Here is a 21899-nt window from a genome sequence, read left to right on the forward strand (position 1 = left end):
CCGGCTGCCGCCGTGGTGCCGGTGGGGGGCTCGTCCGGCCCGGGGCTGGTTCGTGGAGTCGTGGCTGCCGTGCAGCGTTCGCGTTCCCGGCGTGTGGGGGTCGATCGTTCTGTGGTGCGGGGGAGTTCGGTGTCGTCCGGTGCCCCGGCTGCCGCCGTGGTGCCGGTGGGGGGCTCGTCCGGCCCGGGGCTGGTTCGTGGAGTCGTGGCTGCCGTGCAGCGTTCGCGTTCCCGGCGTGTGCGGGTCGGTCGTCCTGTGGTGCAGGGGAGTCCGACGCCGTTCGACGCCTTCCCGATGACAGCCCCACCGAGCGGCCGCCCCCAACCCGGTTCGGCGGTGCCCACGCGCGTGGTCCGGCTCGCGCCCCCGTCGGTTCAGCGGTCGCCGTCACCGGAACTGCCGGCACGGCCTTCGCCGGCGGTGCCGCGCACCCTGCCGTCCGGCCGCACGGCGAGCGTCCCGCCCGCGCCCGTGGTACGGCCCGCGCCCCCGGCGGCGGCCCAGTCGGTTCAGCGGCTGCCGACCGTGTCCCGGCCGCTGCCGTCACCGCCGCTGCCACCGCAGCCGCCGACAGGCCCTTCGCCGGTCGTGTCGCGGGCCCTGCCGCCCGCGAGCCCCGCCAGCACCCCGCCCGTACCGTCCGCATCGCCCGTACCGTCCGCACCGCCGGCGCCGTCCGCGCCCGGTACGGCACGGTTGTTGCAACGGGTGGCCGAGCAGGCGGGCCTGTCCGGGGTGCCGTTGACCGCCGTCCCTGCGCGGCAGCCGAGCACCGTACAGGCCGCCCCGTCGAAGACGTCCTCGCCGAAGGCCTCCTCACCGGCCGAGCCCGCCGAGGCTCCCGGCGGCGCGGGGCCCGCCGACCTCGACGAGCTGGCAAGGCGCCTGGTCGAGCCGGTCGGGCGGCTGCTGCGCACCGAACTGCGCCGGGGCAGGGAGCGTGCCGGACGACCGTACGACCTGCGCCGCTGAGCGCGGGGTGACCACACAGAAGCGACCAGAAGCACCGAGCAAGCGGCGGGCAGGGAACGGGGACCGATGACCGACAACATCTTCGCGAGCAGCGTGTTCTTCAGCCTGACCATCGGCGGCAACGACCTGGGCGAGTTCACCACCTGCTCCGGCCTCGGCGCCCAGGTCGAGATCGAGCAGTACGCGGAGGGCGGCAACAACGGCTTCTCCTGGCAGCTGCCGGGCCGCATCACCTGGTCGAACATCACGCTGACCCGCGCGGTCACCGCGGACAGCGCCAAGATCGCGCGGTGGCTGGGCGAGATCGTCCGGAAGGTGGAGCCGAAGGACGGCGAGATCGTGGCGCTGCGGCCGGACCTCAGCCGGATCATCGGCTGGCAGGTGCTGGGGATCGTCCCGGTGCGCTGGGACGGCCCGTCCTTCGACCCCGCCAACTCCCAGGCGGCGGTGGAGAGTCTGGAGATCGCCCACGCGGGTCTGCGCCCGTCCTGATCCCGGTTCGCACCGATTCTCCGCCCCACCCACATTAAGGAGCAGCAGGATGTCCCCGGCGGTCCCCGCGAGCGTCACCCGGGCCCAACTGACCATCATGGAGCCCCCGTCCACGGTCGGCGCCCAGCCCGGCGGCGCGATCGCGCGGCTGCCGTTGCAGTTCAACCCGGCGACCCTGGTGCTGCGCAAGACCACCGAGTGGCGGCGCACGCCGTCCCGGATGGCGGGCCAGTCGGCGTTGCCGGAGTTCGTCGGCAGCGGTCCGCGCTCGCTGTCGCTCGACGTGTTCCTGGACTCGACCGCGACCCACGACAACTCCGTGGAGCGGGCGGTGGAGCAGCTGATGACGGCCTGCGTGCCCACCCCGACCAGCCTGGCGCGCAAGACTCCGGCCAGTCCGTGGATCCGGCTGGACTGGGGCACCCTGACGACGACCTCGTTCAACGGGGTGCTGACCGGTCTCTCGGTCAACTACACGCTCTTCGACGTGGACGGCAACCCGCTGCGCGCGGTGTGTTCCCTCTCCATCGACGAGGCCAGCGTCGACCCGGCGGGGCAGAACCCGACCTCCGGCTCGCCGGAGGCCCGCAGCACCCACCGGGTCATCGCGGGCGACAGCCTGCCGCTGCTCGCCTGGCGCGCGTACGGGGACGCGACGGCCTGGCGCACCATCGCGGAGGCCAATGACATCGACGATCCGCTGGCGCTGGTCCCCGGGGCCGAGCTGATCGTGCCGGGGATCGACGAACTGACCCGGGGAGGGCGGCGATGACCACGCCCGAGGCCCGGGGTGGCCGGCCGTTCGCCGCGGATCCCGTCGTCGAGGCGCCCGGGCCGCTGCCGCCGGTCTGGGCCGCCCAGCTGGTGTCCTGCGACATCGAGGAGAGCGTGGGCCTGCCCGACACGGCGGTGCTGAGCTTCCGGGACGCGGACCACACCTTCCTCTCCACGACGGGCATCACCATCGGCACCGAGCTGCGGGTTTCCGTGGTCACCGTGCAGGGGCACACCCAGGTGCGGCTGTTCACCGGCGAGGTGACGGCGCTGGAGCTGGAGGTGGACACCACCGGCTCGTACACCGTGCTGCGGGCCTCGGCGGTGACCCACCGGCTGATGCGCGGGCGCCGGGTGAAGGCCTTCCGCAACATGACGACCGCCGACATCGTCCGGGAGGTCGCCGCGGGCGCGGGCCTGGCCTGCGGGCGGGTGGACTCCTTCCCGGTCGTGCACCAGCAGCTCTCCCAGGCGAACGTCCCGGACTGGGAGTTCCTCCAGTTCCTGGCGCTGGAGAGCGGCGCGCAGGTGCGGGTGGACGACGACGGGAAGCTGGAGTTCGTCCGGCCGCAGCCCGCGTCCGCGGCGCCGGCCCCCACCACGCCCGCGCCGCAGAACCCGCTGGTGCTGGAGTACGGCCGCAACCTGCTGGAGCTGCGCGGGGTGCTGACCGGGGCGGCCGGCGCGGACACGGTCGAGGCGCGCGGCTGGAACGTCACCACCAAGAGCGCCCTGGTGGCCGCCGAGCCGTCGGTGACCTCGACGTCCGTGCTGCCGGGGATGAGCCCCTCGGCGGCGGCCTCCGCCTTCCCCGGCCCGGCGCGCCTCACCGTCGCCGACACCCCGTACCGCACCCAGGCGGAGACCACCGCCGTGGCGCGGTCGCTGGCCGCCTCGGTGGCCGCGGGTTTCGGCGAGCTGGAGGTGGTCGCCGAGGGCAATCCGCGGCTGCGGGCGGGCACCGCGGTGGCCCTCGGGAACGTCGGTGCCGCCTTCTCCGGCCGCTACACCGCGACCGGAGTACGCCACCTCCTCGAACCGTTCCGCGGCTACCGGACCACCGTGGTGGTCAGTGCGGCGCCGGACCGCTCGCTGGCCGGACTCACGACCGGGGGCAACGCGCCGCCGCGCGGGCCCCGGATGCCGGGCCTGGCCGTCGCCGTGGTCACCGACGTCCGGGAGCCGGGGGACGGGCAGCGCGGCTGGGTGAAGCTGAGGTTCCCCTGGCTGGACGACAGTTACGTCTCCGACTGGGTGCGCACCGTCCAGTGGGGCGGCCACGGCGGCGGCGGCGTGGTCAGTCCCGAGGTCAACGACGAGGTGCTGGTCGGCTTCGAGCAGGGGGACCTGGACAGCCCGTACGTGCTGGGCGGCCTCTACAACGGCGTGGACCGGCCCTCGCCGCACGACGTTCCGCTGGTCGACGCGACCGCCGGGAAGGTGAACCGTCGTTCCGTGGTCTCCCGTTCGGGCCACCGGCTGGAACTGCTGGACGTGCCGGGCGGCAGCTCCGGGGTCCGGCTGGCCAGCGGGGACGGGAAGTTGGAGGTCCGGCTGGACCAGCAGCAGGGGGAGATCGTCCTGACCGTGCACGGCGCGGTCGGCGCGGGCACGAGCACGGTGCGCCTCTCCTCCTCCGGCATCACCCTCGACGCGGGCACCGGGGAGGTCAACGTGCGCGGTGGATCGGTGACGATCCGTGGCACCACGGGGGCCACCGTGGACGGCGGTGCCCAGGCGGTGATCAAGGGGGCTTTCGTGCACATCAACTGACCGAACGTCAATCAGAGCCAGCAGAAGGAACGGAGACCGTACATGCCCCCCGCAGCCCGGAGCGGCGACCCCACCGATCACGGCGGCGCCCTCACCACCCCGCCCCCGGGCGCCCTCGCGGTGGAGACCGTGCTGATCGGCGGCCGGCCCGCCGCGGTGGTCGGCAGCCTGCACGCCTGCGTCCCGCACGTGGAGATGGGTCCCGCCAACCTGGTGGAGCCCGAACTCGGCACGGTGACCAGGGGAGTGACGCTGATCGGCGGCTTTCCCGCGGCCCGCGCGGGCGACAAGACCACCTGCGGCGCCACCATCCTCGGCGGGGCGTTCAACGTGCTGATCGGGGGCCCGGCGTGAGCAGCAACTTCATCGGCCGGGGCTGGGCCTTCCCGCTACGGGTGAACGCCACCGGCGGCATCGGCATGGTGGAGCGGGACCGGGAGATCGCGGAGGCCATCCGGCTGATCCTCGGCACCGCCCCCGGCGAACGGCCGATGCGCCCGGAGTTCGGCTGCGGCATCCACGAGTACGTCTTCGCCCCGGGCGACAGCACCACCGCCGGTCGGATCGCCCGTGAGGTGCGGATCGCGCTGGAACGCTGGGAGCCGCGGATCGGGGTCGACGACGTGGTGATCGCCTTCGACCGCGTCGACGAGGGCACGCTCTACATCGACGTCCACTACACCGTGCGGGCCACCAACGACCGCCGCAACCTGGTCTTCCCCTTCTACACCATCCCGGAGTCGCCGGAGTCGTCATCGGCGCAGTCCCCGACGGTGGAGTCCCCGACGGCGCAGTCTGCGGCGGCGACGAACGGGGGCGTGCGCTGATGGCACTGCCCTCCCCGAACCTGGACGACCGCCGCTTCCAGCAACTCGTCGACGAAGCCAAGCGCTACGTCCAGCAGCGCGCGCCGGAGTGGACCGACCACAACGTCTCCGACCCGGGCGTCACCCTCATCGAGACCTTCGCCTACCTGGTGGACCAGCTCCTCTACCGGCTGAACCGGGTGCCGGAGAAGAACTACTCCGCCTTCCTCGACCTGCTGGGCATCCGGCTCTTCCCGCCCGCCGCGGCCCGGGCCGAGGTCGACTTCTGGCTCTCCGCCCCGCAGCCCGAGACGGTCCTTCTGCGGGCCGGCACCGAGGTCTCCACCCTGCGGACCGAGACCGACGACGCGGTGGTCTTCGCCACCGCCGAGGACCTGCCGATCGTGCCCAGCTCGCTGGAGCGGCTGGTCACGGTCTCCGCCGCGGGCGAGCAGTCCGACGCCACCGCCAGGCTGGCCGAGGGCGCGGACGTGCCGTGCTTCCAGCCGCGTCCGGCGGTCGGCGACGCGATGCTGTTCGCCCTGCCGGCCGTGGTGCCGCGCTGCATCCTGGCCGTCCGGCTGGACAGCCGGGTGGAGGGAGTCGGCGTCGATCCGCGCCAGCCGCCGCTGGCATGGGAGGTGTGGGACGGAGCGCGCTGGATCGAGTGCGAGACCGGCGGCGACACCACCGGCGGCCTCAACCGGCCCGGCGAGGTGGTGGTGTTCGTGCCCGCCGGACACACCGCTTCCGTGGTGGCCGGCCGCCGGGCCGGCTGGCTGCGCTGCCGGGTCACCGAGCCGCGCCCGGGCCAGCCCTTCTACTCCGAATCCCCGACCGTCCGCCGGGCCGAGGTCTTCACCGTCGGCGGCACCGCGACCGCCGTCCACGCCCAGACCGTCACCGACGCGCCGCTCGGCACCTCCGAGGGCGTCGCGGGCCAGCGCTTCCGGCTCGCCCGGCCGCCGGTCCTGCTGGACGGCGGGCCGCCGGTGGTCGAGGTCGCGGCCGGCGACGGATGGCAGCCGTGGACGGTCGTCGAGCACTTCGGCGACTCCTCGCCCACCGACCGGCACGTCGTGCTCGACGCCACCACCGGCGAGTTCCACTTCCCGCCCGCAGTGCGGGAACCCGACGGCAGCCTGCGCGCCTTCGGCGCGGTGCCGCCCAAGGGCGCCCGGCTGCGCGTCCCGCGCTACCGCACCGGCGGCGGGACGGCGGGCAACGTCGCCCGCAGTACCGTCACGGTGCTGCGCAGCTCCGTCCCGTACATCGCCCGGGTGGACAACCGCGAGGCGGCCAGGGGCGGGGTCGACGGGGAGACGGTGGAGAACGCCAAGCTGCGCGCCCCGCACCAGCTGCGGTTGCAGGAACGCGCCGTCACCGCCGGGGACTTCGAGCTGATCGCCCGGCAGGCCGCGCCCTCCGCCGCCCGGGTCAGCTGCGTGCCCGCCGACGACGGCGGGGCCGGGGCGGTGCGGGTGCTGGTGGTGCCCGACGCGGTCGCGGACGACGGCGAGCGGCTGCGGTTCGAGCAACTCATCCCCGACGAGAAGGTGTTGGCCGCCGTGGCGACCGCCCTGGACGAGCGACGGCTGATCGGCACCCGGATCCTCGTCCAGCCCCCTACCTACCAGGGCGTCACGGTGGTAGCCCGGCTCACCACCCGTGCCTCGGACCCCGATCGGGTCCGTGAGGCGACCCTCGACGCGCTCTACCGCTACCTCAACCCGCTGCGCGGCGGCGCCGACGGCTCGGGCTGGCCGTTCGGCCGGGCCGTGCAGTACGGGGAGGTGTTCGCCGTGCTCCAGCGGGTGGCCGCCGTCGCGGGCGTCGAGGAACTGCGACTGTTCCCGGCCGACCCGATCACCGGCCGCCGGGGCGCGCCCGCCGAGCGGGTCGACGTCCCGCAGGACGCCCTGGTCTTCTCGCACCAGCACCAGATCGTGGTCACCGCCCTCGCCGAGGACGGGACGTCATGAACGAGCGGAGCGAGCCCGTGATCGCGGGGTGCGTGGGCGCATGAGTCGTGGAGCCGTACCGGGGCTGCCCAGTCCGCACCCGATCGGCGAGCTGCTGCCCGCGCTGTTCGCCGACGACGACCTGGCCCAGCGCTTCACGGCCGGCCTGGACACCGTCCTCGCCCCCGTGTTCGCCACCCTGGACAACCTGCCGGCCTACTTCCGGCCCCGCCTCGCGCCGGTCGACTTCCTGGACTGGCTGGCCTCCTGGCTCGCGGTGGACGTCGACCCGGCCTGGCCGGAGGAGGTGCGCCGTGCGGTGGTCGGGCGTGCGGTGGAACTGCACCGGTGGCGCGGCACCCGGCGCGGACTCGCCGAGCGGCTGCGTCTGGTGCTGGGCGCGGGCGTCGAGATCACGGACGGCGGCGGGGTCTCCTGGACGACCGCCCCAGGCGGTGCACCGCTGCCCGCGCCGGGCGGTGAGGTGCTGATCCGGGTCTGGCCGCTGCACGGCGCGGGGCTGGACGAGGACCAGGTGCTGGCCGTCGTCAGGGCGGGCTGCCCGGTCCACCTGACCTGCCGGGTCGAGATCCTGCCCGGTCCACCCGAACGAGCGGAGGGCTGACGGATGCCGGTGTGCCCCGACTGCGGGACGGCCAACGGGGAAGGGGACGACTTCTGCGGCAACTGCGGCGCGTACCTCGGGTGGTCGCGGACGACCGCCGCGCCCGCTGCGACTGCTGCGCCCGCAGCGACCGCGCAGACAGCGTCCCCGCGGACCGAACCGGAACCGGCGCCGACGGGCGCCGTGGCGGAGACCGAGTCCGCTGCTCAAGCCGCGCCCGCCGCCCGGGCCGAGCCCGCCGCGCCCTCCTCATCCGAGACCGCGCGTACCGAGTCCACCTGGCGAAACGTTTCCCGACGGGTCACCGCGCGCAGCAGGCGGAACCAGCCGTCCGTCCCGGACCCCGCGCCGCCGACCGGTCCCGCCGAAAAGCCCCCGGTCCCACCGGCCCCCGAACCGACCCTTGTCCCCACCCCGGCCCCGACCCCGGTTCCCGACCCCGCTCCGGCGCCACCGCGGACCCCCGAACCGGCCCCCGCCCCCGAACCACAGGCCGACCCGGTGGCCGTCCAACCCGCCAAGCCCGTCGCACCACGCCCCGTCGTCCGGGCGTCCGCGGCAGACGGGGCCCAGGAGGGGCCGCCCTGTCCCCGGTGCGGCACCTCCAACCTGCCCGAGCGCCGGTTCTGCCGCCGCTGCGCGGCGCCGCTGACCGTCACCGCACCCCCGCCGAAACTGCCCTGGTGGCGCACCCGTTGGCCGTTCCGCCGCCGGGTGCGGATCGGTGGTTCGGGCAACGCGCTGCGCCGCGCCATCGCGCTGATCGTGCTGGCCGCGCTGGTGGTGGCCGGGATCCTGCTGTACCCGCTCGGCCAGAGCGCCTTCCAGGACGTGCTGGACAAGGTCGGCAGCACCGCCCCGATCACCCCGTCGCTGACCTCGGCGAGCGCCTCCGTCGAGGGCCATCCGGCGACCGCCGCCGCCGACGGCCTCAGCAACACCTACTGGGGAGCGCCCGCGATCGGGGACTCCGTCAGCTTCACCTTCCGCACCCCGTTCCGGCTGGTCGACCTGATCATCCACACCGGCGACTCCGCCGATCCGGAGCACTTCCGGCAGCAGGCCCGTCCGCTGGTCCTGTCCCTGGAGGTCACCGCCTCGGACGGGGAGCTGCACCGGAAGCAGATCACCCTCAACGACCAGCCGGGCCCGCAGACCGTGGCGACCGGGATCAGTGACGTCGTCCAGGTGAAGCTCACCGTCCGCGAGGCGGCCGGAACCGGCCCCGGCCGCACCATCGCCCTGGCCGAGGTGGAGTTCTTCAAACGCACCTAGTGTCCTGAGTCCTAGGAGCGCCGCATAACTAGGGTTTGGGGTTTGGTAGGCGGTTCAGGTAGCCGGCGAGGCGTTCGAAGATCTCGTCGGCGGACTTGGTCCAGGTGAATGGCCTGGGATCTTCGTTCCAATGGGCAATCCAGTCGCGGATGTCCTTCTCCAGTGACTGGACGTTCTTGTGGACACCGCGCCGTATCTGCTTGTCCGTCAGCAGGCCGAACCAGCGCTCGACCTGGTTGAGCCATGACGAGCTGGTCGGCGTGAAGTGCATGTGGAAACGCGGGTGTGCGAGCAGCCACTTCTGGATGGCGGGGGTCTTGTGGGTGGCGTAGTCGTCACAGATGAGGTGGACGTCGAGCTCGGCGGGGACTTCCTTGTCGAGCTTGGCGAGGAATTTCTTGAACTCGGCGGCGCGGTGGCGGCGGTGCAGGGAGCCGATGACCTCGCCGGTTGCGGTGTTGAGCGCCGCGAACAAGGTGGTGACGCCGCCGCGCAGGTAGTCGTGAGTCCGGCGTTCGGGCATGCCAGGCATCATCGGCAGCACTGGGGCCGAGCGGTCCAACGCCTGGATCTGCGACTTTTCGTCGACGCAGAGCACTATGGCGCGCTCGGGCGGATCGAGGTACAGGCCCACCACGTCGCGGACCTTCTCAATGAACTGCGGGTCCTTGCTCAGCTTGAAGGTGTCGACCTGGTGCGGCCTGAGGCCGAAGGTTCGCCAGATCCGCGAGACCGTCGACTGGCTCAGCCCACTCTGCTTCGCCATCTCGCGGGTGGACCAGTGCGTGGCGCCCTTCGGCGTCGTCTCCAAGGTCCGCACGATCACGTCCTCGACGCGCTCGTCGGTTACCGTACGGGCCGGCCCCGGCCGCTTCTCGTCGGCCAGGCGCTCCAGCCGGTTGGCCGCGAACCGCTTGCGCCACGTGGCCACCGTGGTCGGATGGATGCCGAGGTCCGCGCCAACCGCGGTGTTCGACAGCCCGTCAGCACACGCGAGGACGATCCGGCAGCGCAGTGCCAGGGCCTGCGCGGACGTCGCCCGCCGCGACCAGCGCAGCAACGTCTCACGCTCATCATCCGTCAAGACGACTTCGACCGTCGGCCGACCCATGCGCGCCATGAGCCAAGCATACTTCTATAGCTTTTCTAAGACTCAGGACACTAGCTAGGGCACTGTCCGGAGGGGAGGGGTCACAGGAAGCACAGGCGGTTCAGCGGGACCTCCTCGGCGAGATCGGGGCAGTGGGTCGCCGTCGAGGGTGACCAGGCCCCGCTGGCCTCGACGAGGATCTCGCCGAGGCCAGCGGCGAGGCACAGGCCGTCGCGGGCGGCCTCACAGACGGAGACCAGTGCGGTGGCTACCGGGACGTTCAGCCGCAGGCCGCGGGCCCGGCGGGCTCGGGCGAGGTGGGCGGTGAAGATCAGCAGCCGGTCGCGTTCGGTGGGGGTCGGCTGCACGGGGTCTTCGTTCTCCCTCGGTGCGGGGCGGCGGGCTCAGCCGGCGGGCTGGTCGTGGGTGGAGCAGTGGATGCCGCCGCCGCCGGAGGCGATCGTGTCGATCTGCAGGGGGACGATCTCGCGGTCCGGGAACCGGTCCTTGAACACCTCCTGGGCGTGGCCGTCGGCCCGGGAGTCGCCGAACTTCGGCAGGTAGACGCCCTTGTTGCCGATGTAGAAGTTCATGTACGAGGAGACGAAGGCGTCACCCCGACCGGTGATCTTGTCCGGGTCGGGCTGCTGGAGCTCGATCACCTGGAGCCTCCTGCCGGTCGCGTCGGTGGCCTGCGACAGGACGGACCGGGCCTGGTCGGCCGCGCGGGACCAGACGTCCGCCGGGCCGCCGGGGAAGGCCTGGTCGAGCAGGACCACGCCGGGGGCGACGAAGCGGGCCAGGCAGTCGACGTGGGCGTCGGTGATGTCCTTGCCCTTGACGCCCGCCAGCCAGATCACCTTGGTCACGCCGAGCACCCTCTTGAGCTCCGCCTCGACCTGGTCCCGGCTCATCCCCGGGTTGCGGTTGTCGTTGACGACCGAGCTCTCGGTGACCATCAGAGTGCCCTGGCCGTCGCTCTCGAAGGAGCCGCCCTCACCGACCAGCCGGGTCTCGACCCGCTCCACGCCGTACTCGGCCAGCACCGACCGGGCGACCTCGGAGTCGTTGCCGCGCTGCTGCTTGCCGCCCCAGCCGTTGAAGTTGAAGTCGACGCCCTTGACCTTGCCGCCCTCCTCGACGAACACCGGCACGGTGTCCCGGGCCCACAGGTCGTCGACGGCTATCGGCACCACCTCGACCGCCGAGCCGCACGCCTTCCGGGCGGCGTCCGCCTGCTCGGGGCGGGCCATCAGGACGACCGGCTCACGGGCCGAGATCGCCTGGGCCAGGCCGGCCACGTCCCGGCGGACGTCGGGCAGCTGGTCGCCCCAGACGCTCTCGGAGGCGGGCCAGGACATCACGGTGCGCAAATGCTTCTCCCACTCGGCGCCGAAGCGTCGGGCGCCCGGCGTACCGGGGGCACCGGGCGTACCGGGGGCGCCGGGCGCGCGGCCCGGCTGGGACGGCGTCGCGGCGCCCTCCGCGTCCTCGGCGCCGGTGCGGTCGCAGGCGGTGAGGCCGAGGGTGAGGGCACCGACTCCGGCACCGACGCCGGCGAGCGAGCGGATCACGGCGCGGCGGGACAAAGCGTTGGTCATGCGGGTACTCCGGTGATGGTCGGTGCGGCGGGACAGAGGGGTGCGGCGGGCCCCGGTGGTCGGGCGGAGGGCGGGCGGCGCGCGCGGTCACGGCAGCGGCTCGTGCATGGTCGAGCAGTGGATGCCGCCGCCCCCGGTCATCAGCCGGTCGACGTCGAGCTGCACCACCGCGCGGCCGGGGAAGGCCGCGGCGAGGGTGTCGCGTGCGGCGGCGTCCTTGTGGGGGTCGCCGAACTGGGCGGTGACGACTCCGCCGTTGACGAGGTGGAAGTTGAGGTAGGAGTCGACGAACTCGGAGCTGCGCGAGCGGACGGTGTCCGGCCCGTGCACCACGACGACCTGAAGGCGGCGGCCCCGGGCGTCGGTCGCGGAGGACAGGATGGCGAACTGCTCGCGGGCGTCCCGCGCCCACTCGTCGTCGCGGTCGGCCGGCGGCAGCTGCACCATCACCACGCCGGGACGGACGAACCGGGAGGTGACGTCGACGTGGTCGTCGGTGATGTCCCGGCCCCTGATCCCGGGCAGCCAGATCATCCTGTCCGCGCCGTAGGCCTCCAGGACCGCGTCCTCGACCTCGTCCCGGCTCATGCCGCGGTTGCGGTTCTTGTTGACCAGGCTGCTCTCCGTGGCCATCACGGTGCCGTCGCCGTCGGTCTCGATCGCGCCGCCCTCGCCGACGAAGTCCGCGAACGAGTGGCGCAGGCCCCGGTGGGCGGCGAGGCGCTCGGCGGCCCGGGCGTCGTCGTAGTGGACCTGCTTGTTGCCCCAGCCGTTGAAGTTGAGGACGACGGCCTCCAGGCCGCCGTAGCCGTCCCGGCGGAACACCGGCGCGATGTCGCGCATCCACAGGTCGTCGGTGGGGATGGCGGTGATCACCTCCACGGCGGGGCCGCACCGGGCCCGGGCCTTGTCCGCGGTCCAGTCGTCGGGGGCGCACATGACCACCGGCTCGAACTGGGCGATGGTGCGGGCAATCAGTGCGATGTCCTCCTGGACTCCGCCCAGGCGCAGCCCCCAGACGCCCCGGCGGGAGGGCCAGGACATCCAGGTCCGCGCGTGCGGGACGTCGTCCGCGGGCACCCGGGGGAAAGCCTCGGCGGAACGGTGGTCGCGGTAGTGGCTCATGAGCGTCTCCAGATCGTGCGGCGGCGCCGGGAGGGCACGCGGGGCCGCCGGGTCCACTCTTCGCGCCGCGACGCACGGACGCACCACGGGGAGAGACGGCGACATCACCCTGCCCTGCGGGTTCAGGCTGACACTGACTGAAAAATCAGTCAAACCAAGCGCCGTGCCGTGACTCTTTGGAAGTCGTGCGTACGCCGAGTGTGACGATGCGGCCCCTGGCGCCCGGCTCAGGAACCGAGCCGGGACACCTCCGCGTCGATCGCGTCGGTCATGAGGGTGCGGGCGTGCGTCAGCGGCAGGCTGCCGCTGAGCCAGCGCGTGCTCAGTCCCTCCAGCAGCGCGGTCAGCCGCTCCGCCGCACCGGCCAGTGCGACCGCCGAGGACATCGGCTGCACCGCGCCGAGCAGCTCGGCGATCTCCTGCACCCAGATCCGGGTGGCCCGCGCCAGGTCCTCGCGCAGGGTGTCGTCGAACACCGCGCTCGCCCGCAGCTCACCCCAGGCGGTGCTGTTCTCCCGGACCTCGACGGTCTCCTGGAGCTCCAGCAACAGCGTCTGCTCCAGCTCCTCGCGGGCCGTCAGCGGCGGCGCGTCGGCGGCGCGCTCGGTCGTGTAGCGCTCGGCCCGGTCGTTGATGAACTCCAGCGTCTGCCGGAGGATCCCCGTACGGTCCTTGAAGTGGTAGTAGATCAGCGCGGTGGACACCCCCGCCTCGGCGGCGAGCTCCTCCACCCGCAGCCCGCGCACTCCGCGCCGCGCGATCACCCGCGCAGCTGCTTCCATGATCGACGTTTTACGACTGGCCACGGTCGACCACCTTACCCGGGGGTCGGTACAAGATCGCTCCGTGTGCTGAAAGTCCCGTCAGGTGCGACGTCGGGGGCCGGCGGGCCACCTCCGTCCGCGGCTCCGGCGTCGAGGCGCGGCCGCCCGCCGGGTCGGCTTTCGGACAAGGTGGGCCCCGCGAGCGGAATTCTTGGATCCTCCGCTGAACTTTCACGGCTCCACCACCTAGGGTGACTCTCGTTTCGCCGCCGGGCAGACCGGTTCGGCGGGGCGCCCATCGTCCCCAACCCGGCAGGAGAACAGCCAACATGATCCTTCGTCAGCTGTGGAAGCGCGCGACGGCGCTGGTCGTCGGCCGCGGAGCCGGGGCCGTCGCGGCGGCGGTCGCCCTGGTCGCGGCCGTCGCCCTGGGCGGTACGGTCTCCGGCATGTCCGTGGCGGAGGCCAAGCCCGCGTGGGGCTTCGCGGGCAGGTGGGCCTGCTCCGGGCAGCCCGTCGACGCCGGGAACGTCATCACGGACCACGACAGCACGGGCTGTGGCGGCTACGGCTCCTGGTACCAACAGCCGGCCAAGGACGGGATGTGGACCTGTTCCGGCTCCCCGGTGGTGGCCGGCTACGTGATAACGGACCACCTGACCTCCGGCTGCCGGGGGATCGGTGCGTGGCGCCACAACCTCGTCCACGACGGCATCTGGACCTGCTCCGGCTCGCCCGTCGTGCCCGGCTACGTCATCAGCAACCACCTGCGGGCCGGCTGCGGCGGCATCGGGGCCTGGCAGCACAGCCTGCCGCACGACGGGATCTGGACCTGCTCGGGCTCGCCGGTGGTGGCGGGCTACGTGATCACCGGACACATGGCGGCCGGCTGCGACGGTGCCGGAGCCTGGCGCCACAACACCGCCCGCGTGGGCTTGTGGACCTGCCCGGGCTCGCCCGTGCCGCCCGGCTTCCGGTCCACCAGCTACAACGCCGGCGCCTGCGACGGCCTCGGCGGCTGGGTGCTCGCCCGCGCCTGACGGCCGCGCCCGCCCAGGCCGCCCCGGCGCCGACCGGTGCCGGGACAGCCTTCCGTCACCGGGGTCGATCCGCCAGGACGGCCTGCGCCGCGTTGTGCCCCGGGATGCCGCTGACGCCGCCGCCGCGAACGGCGCCCGCCCCGCACAGCAGGACGTTCGGGTGGGCCGTGGCCACGCCCCAGCGGGCGGCGGCGTCCGGCGGGTCCTCGTCGGCGTACGGGAAGGCGAGGTCCCGGTGGAAGATGTGGCCGCCCGGGAGGCCGATCTCCCGTTCCAGCTCCGGCGGCGTCCGGGCCTCGATGCAGGGCCGTCCGTCGGCGTCCGTGGCCAGGCAGTCGGCGATCGGCTCGGCGAGAACCGCGTCCAGCTGCGCCAGGCTCGCGGCGAGGGCGCGGTCCTTGGCCGCGGAGTCGCGGGAGTCGCCCGAGCCGCCCGAGCCACCGAACAGCCGGGCGGGCATGTGGAGGCCGAACAGGGTCAGGGTCTGGAGCCCCTGCCGGGCGGCTTCCGGACCAAGGATCGACGGGTCGGTGAGCGTGTGGCAGTAGATCTCGGACGGCGGCGCCGTGGGCATCCGGCCGGCCAGCGCCTCGGTGTACGCGGTCTCCAGCTGGCGGTAGCCCTCGGCGATGTGGAAGGTTCCGGCGAAGGCCTCGCGCGGGTCGGCGGCGGCGTCCCGCAGCCGCGGCAGGCGGCGCAGCACCATGTTGACCTTCAGCTGGGAGCCCTCCGGTGCGGGCCCCGGATCCTCGCCCAGCAACCGGGCCAGGGTGGCAGGCGCGGCGTTCACCAGGACCTTGGGCGCCGCCACCGTGGTCCCGCCGTCCCGGTGTCGGTACGTCACCTCGGCGTCGCCGTGGCCGTCGGTGGCGACGGCGGTGACCTCGCAGCCGGTCCGGATCTCCGCGCCGGCCGCCAGCGCCGCCCCGGCCAGCGCGTCCGTCACCGCGCCCATCCCGCCGACCGGGACGTCCCAGTCGCCGGTACCGTTGCCGATCACGTGGTACAGGAAGCAGCGGTTCTGCCGGAGTCCGGGGTCGTGGGCGTGGGTGAAGGTGCCGATCAGCGCGTCCGTCAGGACCACCCCGCGCACCAGGTCGTCCGCGAAGGTCCGTTCGACGGTCTCGCCGAGCGGACGCTCGAACAGGGCGGTCCAGGCCGCGTCGTCGCCGATCCGTCGGCGCAGCTCGGCGCGTGAGGGGAGCGGCTCGGTGAGCGTCGGGAACACCCGCCGGGCGAGTTCCCCGGTCATCCCGTAGAAGCGCTGCCAGGCCTGCCACTCCCGGTCGCCGCCGGTCAGGGCCCGGAACGACTCCCGGGTGCGGTCGGGGTCGGCCGCGTCCACCAGCAGTCCGGTGGGCTTCCCGTCCCGCGCGGTGGGGGTGTAGGAGGTGATCCGGCGCCTGCGCAGTTCCAGCCGCAGTTCGAGGTCCCGGACCACCTTCCGCGGCAGCAGGCTGACGAGATACGAGTAGCGTGACAGCCGGGCGTCCACGCCCGGGAACGCCCGGGTGGAGACGGCGGCCCCGCCGACCGTGGGCAGCCGTTCGAGGACCAGCACCCGCCGACCGGCCCGCGCGAGGTAGGCCGCGGCCACCAGTCCGTTGTGCCCGCCGCCGACGATCACGGCGTCGTACCGGGAAGACACCATCGTGGTCATCCGGTCACCGTACGGCAGCCGGGCGGGCCGGGGAACAGGGTGCGCACGGAGACCGGTCCGAGGCCGCGGGCCCGTCCCGCACGGCGCGCTGTCGGTGCCGATGGCTAGGGTCTGCGGCATGGCGACAGTGATCTTCGTCGACGAGACGACATCGGGGGTGCGGCGGGACGCGTGGCGGCTCGCCGTCGCGGAGGAGCGGCTGACGCTGCGCGAGCTGATCCGCCGCCGGGTGAACCGGGAGGTGGCCGAACACGACGCCGGCCGCCCTGGGGCGTTCCACGGCCCGGTCCAGCCGACCCAGGCCGAGCGGACCCTGAACGGGGACCACCGGTGGCCGGAGGCGGATCGCGCGGTCGACCCCGAGCGGCAGTTCCTCGACGCCGTCGAGGCTTTCGGCCGCAACGGCTTCCTGGTGCTCGTCGGTGACCGGCAGATCGAGGACCTGGACGCCGAGCTGGACCTGCGCGCCGACACCGAGGTGTGCTTCCTGAAACTCGTTCCGCTGGTGGGTGGCTGATGATGACGACGACGACCGATCCCTTCGACTCCGCGGCGGCCCGGCTGCTCGACGCGCTCGACACCGGCCACGTGGACGGGATCGTGGGGGCGCTGTCGGAGGTCGACGCCGCCATCGGCGGCGACTGGTCCGACGAGCGGGCGCAGCCCGTCCGCGTGCGGCTGCTCGAACTGCACCCGAACACCCGGGCCGCGCTGGTGGCGGGCCTGGTGCAGTGGACGCTGATGCTCTGGCGGCCCGTGGAGACCGAGAGGATCAGGCGGGAACGCACCGCGCTGATCCACCTGGCCGCCACGGTGTCCCGGGGCTTTCCGCCGGGGCCGGCCCGTGAGCTCCGCGAGGACCGCCTGCACCTGATGGGCCGCCAGTGGCTCATCGCCGAGCTCCACGAGGCGGAGGCGCTGATCGGCGAGGAGATCGCCGCGGGCCGGCCGGTCGACGCCGCGGTGGTCGCCGGCGTCCGTCGCAGCGCCCTGTCGATCCGGCCCCACCACAGCGCCGTCGTCGACCTCGCGGCGGCGCTCACCGAGCCGCTGCTCAACCCCGGCGAGGCCTGGGCCGACCGGGTCCTCACCGACGTCGCCGAACTCGACGCCGAGCTTCTTGACGCCCAGCTCGGTTCCCGGCGCGATCCGGCCGGGGGCGAGGGCGGCCCCTGGGCGGCCCTGCTCAAGCACGCCTTCGAGGTCAAGTCCGCCAAGCCCACCGCCCGTTGGGAGCGGACCGGGCGGGTGCTGATCGACGCGGTCGGTCCGGAACGGGCCCGCGAGCGGATCACCGAGTGGCTCTCGCTGGTCGGCCGCCCGCGCACTCTCGAACTGGTCGCGGACCCGGACGGCGCGGGTGCCGGCCAGCTCGATCCGTACAACCTGGACGCGCTGCGCGGAATCGCCCTGCTGCTGCCCCTGGCCCCGGCCCATCCCGACAGCGCCCGGGTGCTGGGGCGACTGGTGGAGTCCGCGCTGCGCAAGGTGCCCGGCATCGGCCCCCAGGCGCCCAAGGTGGCCAACGCCGCCGTGCACGGCCTCGCCCGCCTGGACGGCGAGGAGGGGCTCGCCCAACTGGCCGTCCTCACCACCCGGGTGACCTACAAGGGCACCGTCAAGGAACTCGACAAGGCGCTCCGGGACCGGGCCGCGGCGCTCGGCCTCGGCCGGGCCGAGATCGAGGAACTCGCCGTCCCCAGCTACGGAATGACGGAGCCGGGCCGACGCGTCGAGTGCTTCGGTGACGCCCGGGTGGAGCTACTGGTGGAAGGCACCCGGGTGCGGCAGACCTGGTACAACGAGGCCGGCCGTCCGGTGAAGTCCCCGCCCGCCTCGGTGCGCCGCGAACACGCCGACGGGCTCAAGGAGTTCAAGGCAGAGGTCAAGGATCTGGAGAAGATGCTGACCGCCCAGTCCGAGCGGCTGGACCGGCAGTTCCTGGCCCGGCGCAGCTGGCGGTACGGCGCCTGGCGGGAGCGCATCGTGGACCACCCGCTGGTCGGCACCGTGGCCCGTCGGCTGATCTGGACCGTCGACGGCACGGCCTGCGCCTGGCTGGACGGCGCCCTGCGCACCCTGACCGGCGACGAGCCCGCGCCCGCCGCCGACGCGCCGGTCGAACTGTGGCACCCGGTCGGCCACCCGACCGAGGAGGTGCTCGCCTGGCGCGCCCTGCTGGAACGCCACCGAGTCGTCCAGCCCTTCAAGCAGGCGCACCGGGAGGTGTACCTGCTCACCCCGGCGGAGGAGCGCACCCGGGTCTACTCCAACCGCTTCGCCGCACACGTGCTGCGCCAGCACCCGTTCCACGCGCTGGCGGGCGCACGGGGCTGGCACAGCCAGCTGCAGTTGGCGGTGGACAACTCCGTGACCGCTCCGAAGCGCCTGCTGCCCGAGTGGGGCCTGCGCGCCGAGTTCTGGGTGCACGGCACGGACGCGGACTGGGGAGAGACCTTCGATCACCTGGGCACCGACCAGGTGCGCTTCTACCCGATCGACGCGCCGGAGAACCTCACCCACGCGGGCAGCGGCCAGTTCAGCCCGCTCAGGATTCCTGGCGTCGGGACACCCGAGCCGGTGCCGCTCACGGAGGTGCCGCCACTGGTGCTGAGCGAGGTGCTGCGCGACGTGGACCTGTTCGTGGGCGTGTGCAGCGTCGGCAACGACCCGACCTGGTCGGACGGCGGGCCGGAGGGGCGCTACCGCGACTACTGGCGGGAGTACGGCTTCGGCGAGTTGTCGCAGAGCGCCCGCGAGCGCGGCGAGCTGCTGGCCCGGCTGCTGCCCCGGCTGGCGGTCGGTGGGCGCTGCACGGTGGAGGGGCGCTTCCTGGAGGTCCGCGGCGAACTGCACACGTACCGCATCCACCTGGGCTCGGGCAACGTCCTGATGGCGCCCGACGACCGCTACCTGTGCATCGTGCCGGCCCCGGACGGCCCGGCCGACGGGCGGGCGGGTTCGCCGGACGGCCCGTATCTGCCGTTCGAGGGCGACCGGATGCTGGCGGTCATCCTCAGCAAGGCGGTCCTGCTGGCCGATGACACGGCGATCACCGATCCGGCCATCACCGCCCAACTGGGGCGGCGCTGACTGTCCGTTGGGCAGAGCTCCGTGGCTTCACCTCGTTCAGCACCCTTTCCTCGTGGTGGAGCCCGGGGCGTGCACCGTCGCATGGGGAGTGCTTCATCCCCGTGGGCGACCTGCGGCTCCCCGGACCGTCCTCAGGCCGTGGTCAGCCCGAGCGCGGTCAGGCGGGCCGCGACCTCACCGCGGCTCAGGCCGGTGGCGGTCGCGGCCTTCCTGACGTGGGAGGCGGGTACCGGGTCCTCGGCTTCCAGCCAGGACGGTTCGCCGTCCAGGAAGCGGCTGAGCAGGACGATGTCCTCGGGGTTGACGGCGGTGGCGGGTGGCGAATCGGGGACCTGGTAGCCCACGGCGGCCAGGCGTGCGGTGACGTCCGCCGGGGTGCGCCGCGTCACCGCCGCAGCGCGGAGCACGAAGTCCACCGGCACCATCTTCTCCGCTGGCAGCCAGGCCGGCCAACCGGTGAAGTGCAGGCTCACCAGTACCTCGTCCCCCGGGTTCACGTCCTCCGGCGGCACGTCCGGCACCTGGTACCCCAACTCCACCAAGCGCGCCGCCACCTCCCGCGCCGGGCGGTCCGCCGCCACCGAAGCCGCCACCACGTGCCCCAACTCGACCGGGTCCTCGGCTTCCAGCCAGGACGGTTCGCCGTCCAGGAAGCGGCTGAGCAGGACGATGTCCTCGGGGTTGACGGCGGTGGCGGGTGGCGAATCGGGGACCTGGTAGCCCACGGCGGCCAGGCGTGCGGTGACGTCCGCCGGGGTGCGCCGCGTCACCGCCGCAGCGCGGAGCACGAAGTCCACCGGCACCATCTTCTCCGCTGGCAGCCAGGCCGGCCAACCGGTGAAGTGCAGGCTCACCAGTACCTCGTCCCCCGGGTTCACGTCCTCCGGCGGCACGTCCGGCACCTGGTACCCCAACTCCACCAAGCGCGCCGCCACCTCCCGCGCCGGGCGGTCCGCCGCCACCGAAGCCGCCACCACGTGCCCCAACTCGACCGGGTCGTCCGTCTCCAGGAACGACGGCTCCGAGTCCAGGAAGCGGCTCAACAGCACGATGTCGCCGGGCTGGACGGCAGCGGCGGCCGGCGCGTGACGCCCGTTGCGCGCTCGCCACGCCGGCCGTCCCAGCCAGCGCGTCCTCTTCTTCTTCGATGCCTTGTCGGCCATCACGCCCCCCCGTGATCGATCTCGTACCGCCGAGCCTAGTGCTGGGACCGGGAAGGTTCACCGGGTTGCTTGGTCAGTCCTGTCGGTGGCCCTCACCCATGGTCGTGCCGGTGCGGGGCCGGCGCCCCCAGAAGCGGGACAAGACAGCACGTCAACTGGCCTGCCAGAACGTGAGCCCGTGAAAAAGTGCCCATCTACCGTTCGACGACGTACAGTTGGCGAGATCGGTCATGTTCACTTCAGAGCACCGACATGAAGGAGTGTCTCTCTTGACCACTCACCTCAAGAACGGCGTGCGGGTGTTGCCGGCCCTCGCGGCGGCGGTGTGCGGGATCGTCGGCGGCACCACGCTGGGGACCTCCCCGGCCGCGGCCGCCGACCAGCGCCACCCGATCTATGCCATCGCCCACCGGGTCGACACCCTGGACGGCGTGGACGCAGCCCTCAAGCACGGCGCCAACGGCATCGAGATCGATGTCTGCTCCTGGTGGAACCCGAACGAGTGGCGCGCCTACCACGACTGTTCCTCCGCCGGTGACAACCGGAGGGGCCCCAGCTTCGACAACATGATCGACCGCATCCTCTCCAACGCCAACGCGGGACGCAGGCTGTCGCTGGTCTGGCTGGACATCAAGGACCCGAACTACTGCGGAGAGGAACCCAACCGCACCTGCAGCGTCGCCGGGCTGCACGACAAGGCGCAGCGGCTGACGGCCGCCGGGATCCAGGTGATCTACGGCTTCTTCGAGTACCACGGCGGCAACACCCCCGACGTGGGCGGCCGGGGCTGGAAGAGCCTGGAGGGCAAGCTCGGCCGGCTGGAGGGCATGACCACCACCGGCACCCGCGACCAGGTCCGGAACGCCTTCAACCGGTCCGGCTCCGGCATCCCCGCCGGCCACCGGGCGATGGACTACGGCGACAGCGACATCACCAAGGGCTTCGGCAACTGCACCGAGGCCACCTGGAACACCTGCACGGAGCTGAAGAAGGGTGCTGCGGACCGGGCCTCCGGACAGCTCGCGGCCACGCTGTCCTGGACGACCACCTACAACGACCCCTGGTACGTCGACAAGCTGCTGGGCGACGCCCAGGTGGACGGCATCATCGCGGGATACGGCGCCTTCACCGGCGTGCGGGAGTACGACGACAGCTGGCAGTGTGCCAACGCGATCAACCTCGTCCGTGACTGGGTGAACCACCACAGCAACACCCACCGCATGGCCAACAGCGGCGACCGCCTCTTCCGGTAGGCCCGTCGGCCTGCCCTGGGCCGTCGGTCCTCCTCCGCGGCAGCCCCGGGCAGGGCGTTTGTTTCGAGCGCCGAGTAGGGGTACTGTCTCCCAGTCGCTCGGCAGGGAGCACCGGACACGCAGTTCTGCGCGGACGGTCCCGGGGCGGCCAATCCACGAGAAACACCAGGCGCCGCTTCGGTGTGCCTGTTTATCGGGATTACGGCCGGATTCGCTTTTCGGAGCGGGGGTCGGCTAGAGTCTGGAACGTCGGACGGGGCGTCAAGCCGCAGAAGACACCGGCGAGTTGGATGACGAAGCCCCGGAAAACGGAGCGGAAAACATCTGATAAGCTGGAAACACGAAAGAACGAAGCGCCCGGAGGGCCCGCTGGAAGGCGGTCCGAAGGAAGCGTCCGTTCCTTGAGAACTCAACAGCGTGCCAAAAGTCAAC

19 protein-coding genes and 1 pseudogene are annotated in these 21899 nt (G+C 72.9%); 13 read left to right on the top strand and 7 right to left on the bottom strand.

The annotated features are described in order from the left end of the window. Positions 1-708 precede the first annotated feature (708 nt). The 9 genes from ACH4J0_RS38305 (at position 709) to ACH4J0_RS38345 (ending at position 8678) form a co-directional block, all read left to right on the top strand. Positions 709-972: a hypothetical protein gene (locus ACH4J0_RS38305; protein WP_396245812.1), complete on the top strand. Its 264-nt coding sequence runs from the start codon at positions 709-711 to the stop codon at positions 970-972. Between the two features lie 66 nt (positions 973-1038). Next, positions 1039-1464, top strand: coding sequence for a phage tail protein (locus tag ACH4J0_RS38310; RefSeq protein WP_396245813.1), 426 nt, complete (start codon positions 1039-1041; stop codon positions 1462-1464). Positions 1465-1513: 49 nt separating this feature from the next. After that, entirely contained in the window at positions 1514-2236 is a 723-nt protein-coding gene (locus tag ACH4J0_RS38315) for a LysM peptidoglycan-binding domain-containing protein (RefSeq protein ID WP_396245814.1), read from the top strand. Further along, positions 2233-4011, top strand: a complete 1779-nt coding sequence (locus ACH4J0_RS38320) for a VgrG-related protein (protein ID WP_396245815.1) — start codon at positions 2233-2235, stop codon at positions 4009-4011. Before ACH4J0_RS38315 ends, ACH4J0_RS38320 begins: the two co-directional genes overlap by 4 nt. Before the next feature lie 42 nt (positions 4012-4053). After that, positions 4054-4365: a PAAR domain-containing protein gene (locus ACH4J0_RS38325; RefSeq protein ID WP_396245816.1), complete on the top strand. Its 312-nt coding sequence runs from the start codon at positions 4054-4056 to the stop codon at positions 4363-4365. Next, positions 4362-4838: a GPW/gp25 family protein gene (locus ACH4J0_RS38330; protein WP_396245817.1), complete on the top strand. Its 477-nt coding sequence runs from the start codon at positions 4362-4364 to the stop codon at positions 4836-4838. Before ACH4J0_RS38325 ends, ACH4J0_RS38330 begins: the two co-directional genes overlap by 4 nt. Continuing rightward, positions 4838-6799: a putative baseplate assembly protein gene (locus ACH4J0_RS38335; RefSeq protein ID WP_396245818.1), complete on the top strand. Its 1962-nt coding sequence runs from the start codon at positions 4838-4840 to the stop codon at positions 6797-6799. The genes ACH4J0_RS38330 and ACH4J0_RS38335 overlap by 1 nt, the downstream gene beginning before the upstream one ends. A gap of 40 nt (positions 6800-6839) precedes the next feature. Further along, positions 6840-7403, top strand: a complete 564-nt coding sequence (locus ACH4J0_RS38340; protein ID WP_396245819.1) for a phage tail protein I — start codon at positions 6840-6842, stop codon at positions 7401-7403. Positions 7404-7904: 501 nt separating this feature from the next. After that, positions 7905-8678, top strand: a complete 774-nt coding sequence (locus tag ACH4J0_RS38345) for an NADase-type glycan-binding domain-containing protein (protein WP_396245820.1) — start codon at positions 7905-7907, stop codon at positions 8676-8678. 28 nt (positions 8679-8706) lie between these two features. Here the strand turns inward: ACH4J0_RS38345 and ACH4J0_RS38350 are convergent, their stop codons facing one another. The 5 genes and pseudogenes from ACH4J0_RS38350 to ACH4J0_RS38370 all read right to left on the bottom strand — a co-directional run bounded on the left by ACH4J0_RS38350 (position 8707) and on the right by ACH4J0_RS38370 (position 13276). Then, the gene (locus ACH4J0_RS38350; protein ID WP_396245821.1) at positions 8707-9798 is read right to left on the bottom strand and encodes an IS630 family transposase; all 1092 of its coding nucleotides are present in this window, start codon (positions 9796-9798) and stop codon (positions 8707-8709) included. Between the two features lie 176 nt (positions 9799-9974). After that, positions 9975-10136, bottom strand: a pseudogene (locus tag ACH4J0_RS38355) (urease subunit gamma); the annotation flags it as partial. 36 nt (positions 10137-10172) lie between these two features. Further along, on the bottom strand, positions 10173-11369 hold the full coding sequence (locus tag ACH4J0_RS38360) for an agmatine/peptidylarginine deiminase (protein WP_396245822.1): 1197 nt from the start codon (positions 11367-11369) through the stop codon (positions 10173-10175). An 87-nt stretch (positions 11370-11456) separates the two neighbouring features. Next, a complete protein-coding gene (locus ACH4J0_RS38365) occupies positions 11457-12494 on the bottom strand; it encodes an agmatine/peptidylarginine deiminase (protein WP_396245823.1) in 1038 nt (345 codons plus the stop codon). A 227-nt stretch (positions 12495-12721) separates the two neighbouring features. Beyond that, positions 12722-13276: a TetR/AcrR family transcriptional regulator gene (locus ACH4J0_RS38370; protein WP_396245824.1), complete on the bottom strand. Its 555-nt coding sequence runs from the start codon at positions 13274-13276 to the stop codon at positions 12722-12724. Positions 13277-13587: 311 nt separating this feature from the next. Here ACH4J0_RS38370 and ACH4J0_RS38375 point away from each other — a divergent pair, with 311 nt between their 5' ends. After that, positions 13588-14298, top strand: a complete 711-nt coding sequence (locus tag ACH4J0_RS38375) for a hypothetical protein (protein ID WP_396245825.1) — start codon at positions 13588-13590, stop codon at positions 14296-14298. 55 nt (positions 14299-14353) lie between these two features. Here the strand turns inward: ACH4J0_RS38375 and ACH4J0_RS38380 are convergent, their stop codons facing one another. Further along, on the bottom strand, positions 14354-15958 hold the full coding sequence (locus tag ACH4J0_RS38380) for a phytoene desaturase family protein (RefSeq protein ID WP_396245826.1): 1605 nt from the start codon (positions 15956-15958) through the stop codon (positions 14354-14356). 118 nt (positions 15959-16076) lie between these two features. On the opposite strand from ACH4J0_RS38380, the gene ACH4J0_RS38385 reads away from it, so the two are divergent. Both ACH4J0_RS38385 and ACH4J0_RS38390 read left to right on the top strand, forming a co-directional pair. Next, the gene (locus tag ACH4J0_RS38385; protein ID WP_396245827.1) at positions 16077-16475 is read left to right on the top strand and encodes a hypothetical protein; all 399 of its coding nucleotides are present in this window, start codon (positions 16077-16079) and stop codon (positions 16473-16475) included. Continuing rightward, the gene (locus ACH4J0_RS38390; protein WP_396245828.1) at positions 16475-19051 is read left to right on the top strand and encodes a DUF4132 domain-containing protein; all 2577 of its coding nucleotides are present in this window, start codon (positions 16475-16477) and stop codon (positions 19049-19051) included. Before ACH4J0_RS38385 ends, ACH4J0_RS38390 begins: the two co-directional genes overlap by 1 nt. Before the next feature lie 131 nt (positions 19052-19182). On the opposite strand, the gene ACH4J0_RS38395 is transcribed toward ACH4J0_RS38390, so the two are convergent. Next, entirely contained in the window at positions 19183-20214 is a 1032-nt protein-coding gene (locus ACH4J0_RS38395) for a hypothetical protein (protein WP_396245829.1), read from the bottom strand. A gap of 260 nt (positions 20215-20474) precedes the next feature. On the opposite strand from ACH4J0_RS38395, the gene ACH4J0_RS38400 reads away from it, so the two are divergent. Beyond that, entirely contained in the window at positions 20475-21467 is a 993-nt protein-coding gene (locus ACH4J0_RS38400) for a phospholipase (protein WP_396245831.1), read from the top strand. Positions 21468-21899 lie beyond the last annotated feature (432 nt).

The organism is Kitasatospora sp. NPDC017646, assembly GCF_044329365.1.
GTDB lineage: Bacteria > Actinomycetota > Actinomycetes > Streptomycetales > Streptomycetaceae > Kitasatospora.

What these genes read in the sequence shown, in the direction of transcription:
- ACH4J0_RS38310 (WP_396245813.1), top strand. Translation starts at nt 1,039, where the DNA reads ATGACCGACAACATCTTCGCGAGCAGCGTGTTCTTCAGCCTGACCATC.
- ACH4J0_RS38315 (WP_396245814.1), top strand. Translation starts at nt 1,514, where the DNA reads ATGTCCCCGGCGGTCCCCGCGAGCGTCACCCGGGCCCAACTGACCATC.
- ACH4J0_RS38320 (WP_396245815.1), top strand. Translation starts at nt 2,233, where the DNA reads ATGACCACGCCCGAGGCCCGGGGTGGCCGGCCGTTCGCCGCGGATCCC.
- ACH4J0_RS38325 (WP_396245816.1), top strand. Translation starts at nt 4,054, where the DNA reads ATGCCCCCCGCAGCCCGGAGCGGCGACCCCACCGATCACGGCGGCGCC.
- ACH4J0_RS38335 (WP_396245818.1), top strand. Translation starts at nt 4,838, where the DNA reads ATGGCACTGCCCTCCCCGAACCTGGACGACCGCCGCTTCCAGCAACTC.
- ACH4J0_RS38340 (WP_396245819.1), top strand. Translation starts at nt 6,840, where the DNA reads ATGAGTCGTGGAGCCGTACCGGGGCTGCCCAGTCCGCACCCGATCGGC.
- ACH4J0_RS38350 (WP_396245821.1), bottom strand. Translation starts at nt 9,798, where the DNA reads ATGGCGCGCATGGGTCGGCCGACGGTCGAAGTCGTCTTGACGGATGAT.
- ACH4J0_RS38360 (WP_396245822.1), bottom strand. Translation starts at nt 11,369, where the DNA reads ATGACCAACGCTTTGTCCCGCCGCGCCGTGATCCGCTCGCTCGCCGGC.
- ACH4J0_RS38365 (WP_396245823.1), bottom strand. Translation starts at nt 12,494, where the DNA reads ATGAGCCACTACCGCGACCACCGTTCCGCCGAGGCTTTCCCCCGGGTG.
- ACH4J0_RS38370 (WP_396245824.1), bottom strand. Translation starts at nt 13,276, where the DNA reads ATGGAAGCAGCTGCGCGGGTGATCGCGCGGCGCGGAGTGCGCGGGCTG.
- ACH4J0_RS38375 (WP_396245825.1), top strand. Translation starts at nt 13,588, where the DNA reads ATGATCCTTCGTCAGCTGTGGAAGCGCGCGACGGCGCTGGTCGTCGGC.
- ACH4J0_RS38380 (WP_396245826.1), bottom strand. Translation starts at nt 15,958, where the DNA reads ATGACCACGATGGTGTCTTCCCGGTACGACGCCGTGATCGTCGGCGGC.
- ACH4J0_RS38385 (WP_396245827.1), top strand. Translation starts at nt 16,077, where the DNA reads ATGGCGACAGTGATCTTCGTCGACGAGACGACATCGGGGGTGCGGCGG.
- ACH4J0_RS38390 (WP_396245828.1), top strand. Translation starts at nt 16,475, where the DNA reads ATGATGACGACGACGACCGATCCCTTCGACTCCGCGGCGGCCCGGCTG.
- ACH4J0_RS38395 (WP_396245829.1), bottom strand. Translation starts at nt 20,214, where the DNA reads ATGGCCGACAAGGCATCGAAGAAGAAGAGGACGCGCTGGCTGGGACGG.